The sequence below is a fragment of the Priestia sp. P5_B4 genome, assembly GCF_056400385.1.
Genome location: NZ_JBFULJ010000735.1, coordinates 1 through 1924, shown reverse-complemented (window position 1 = coordinate 1924; position 1924 = coordinate 1). Strand labels below are relative to the sequence as shown.

At 36.6% G+C, this 1924-nt stretch carries 3 protein-coding genes and 1 pseudogene; 2 read left to right on the top strand and 2 right to left on the bottom strand.

All coding sequences use genetic code 11. The annotated features are described in order from the left end of the window. Together AC1DRF_RS25335 and AC1DRF_RS25330 are read right to left on the bottom strand one after the other, a co-directional pair. Window positions 1-233 (bottom strand): annotated as a pseudogene (locus AC1DRF_RS25335) (glycosyl transferase family 2); the annotation flags it as partial. Between the two features lie 214 nt (window positions 234-447). Then, window positions 448-690: a spore germination protein gene (locus AC1DRF_RS25330; RefSeq protein WP_013084095.1), complete on the bottom strand. Its 243-nt coding sequence runs from the start codon at window positions 688-690 to the stop codon at window positions 448-450. Between the two features lie 220 nt (window positions 691-910). On the opposite strand from AC1DRF_RS25330, the gene AC1DRF_RS25325 reads away from it, so the two are divergent. Both AC1DRF_RS25325 and AC1DRF_RS25320 read left to right on the top strand, forming a co-directional pair. Beyond that, the gene (locus AC1DRF_RS25325; protein ID WP_013058076.1) at window positions 911-1228 is read left to right on the top strand and encodes a winged helix-turn-helix transcriptional regulator; all 318 of its coding nucleotides are present in this window, start codon (window positions 911-913) and stop codon (window positions 1226-1228) included. 30 nt (window positions 1229-1258) lie between these two features. After that, the gene (locus tag AC1DRF_RS25320) at window positions 1259-1894 is read left to right on the top strand and encodes an FMN-dependent NADH-azoreductase (protein ID WP_028414603.1); all 636 of its coding nucleotides are present in this window, start codon (window positions 1259-1261) and stop codon (window positions 1892-1894) included. Window positions 1895-1924: the final 30 nt, after the last annotated feature.

Sequence of the window (1924 nt, the reverse complement as noted above, 5' to 3'; positions counted from 1 at the left end):
CCGTAAAGCGAAAGAGAGGTTTGGTGGTATTTATTATAAGTAGGCATAATAATACTCACTTTAATAGGTTGTTTATGATTATTTTTTATACTCATACTATATAATGAATGGTCTGCTTTATTTATTTTATTTTTGGTCTCTTTTAAGGGATTTGGACTCTTTTTTTTCTTTTTAATATAGTATTTTCCATCGGAACGGTTGTAATAGGAATCGTATAAGTTTATTTTAATCATCCTTTCTTTGTTTTTCCTCTATATACTATTCAATAAATGGCCGGGTGCTTGTACAATACATAAATTTTTTTAGAAAAGGCGTATATAATAGATTCGGGAACTTTGGTAGATCGTTCTATTGAAGTAGAAACACATTCTCTTATTACAAATAAGTGTTCTACTTCTCAGCATAAAAAAGCTGCTTACAACTTCATACGTTATAAGCAGCTCCCTTTTATAGCTGATTTCCATATACTCCATCAATATTCGCAACAGCGGTTTGATCAAATATATCTGCATCCATATTTGTATTTTTCATTCGCGCACAAGCAGCTGAAATGTCTCCATATGTTGAGTTGATTCCAACAGATTTAACATCCGCTGTGTGTCCGTTGTGAAGAACTTCTCCAAAATTCATCGATCCGTTTCTCGCCATACCATTAATTCTCGTGTTACAGATGTTAATAACTCCTGCCATGACCATACCACCTTTTCTTAAAATGAATTCGTACATCGTATGCTGTGACAAGCCTATGTGTGAAAAGTTTTCAAGAAGTGAAAAGCAAGGTACAAATACTAGTGAAATTATTCATTTCACCCTGCTTCACCCAAAGTTTCCACATGTTTTTATGCTTTTTCTGTTACAATAAATGCATAAGTTATTTTTCATCCATATTGTTTGAAGGAGGATACGTAATATGGACGAACCAAAAGATATTCAACCTAAAGTAGAAAAAAGTTTCGAACTGATTGGCAAGAAGTGGACAGGATTAATCATTTATGTGCTTATGAGCGGTCCTAAACGCTTTAGTGAATTAAATGAAAGTATACCAGCCTTAAGCAGAAGGCTTTTGACAGAACGAATTAAAGAGCTTGAAGACCACGGAATTGTTGTCCGAAATGTCATTCCGGACCGCCCTATTCGTTCTGAATATTCGCTGACTCAAAAAGGAACGGAGTTAGGTAAAATATTAGGGCCGATTAGCCAGTGGGCAGAAAGCTGGGTGCAAGATTAATAAAACTACTCCATAGAAAGGATGAGCATCATGGCAAATGTTCTCTATATTACTGCACACCCTTTAGCTGAAGACGAATCACTTAGCATGGCTGTGGGGAAAGAATTTATCGACGTATATAAGCAAACACATCCAGAAGATGATGTGGTTCATTTAGATTTATATCAAGCAGATATTCCATACTTAGATGCAGACGTATTTAACGGCTGGAAAAAGCTTCGTTCTCACTCTTCCATCCAGGATTTATCAACGGATGAACGATTAAAAGTGGGACGATTAGCCGAACTAGGAGGACAGTTCGTACTCGCTGACAAATATATTTTTGTCACGCCAATGTGGAATTTCTCTGTTCCTGCGATTATGAAAACGTACATTGATGCGATTACCGTGTCAGGTAAAACCTTTACATATACAAAAGAAGGCGCTCAGGGATTGCTTAAAGGAAAAAAAGCGATTCACATTCAATCCCGCGGAGACGTGTATTCAGAAGGCCCTGAAATGGCGAGAGAAATGGGCCACCGCTATTTAGAAATCATGATGGACTTCTTTGGAATCGAAGCGTTTGAAAGCATTATTATCGAAGGGCAAGTAAAATTCCCGGATCAAATTCCGCAAATTAAAGAAAAAGCACTCCAAAAAGCCCATTCAATGGCCAAGACGTTTTAAATGCAATAAAAATCAAAAAGACCTCGAAGC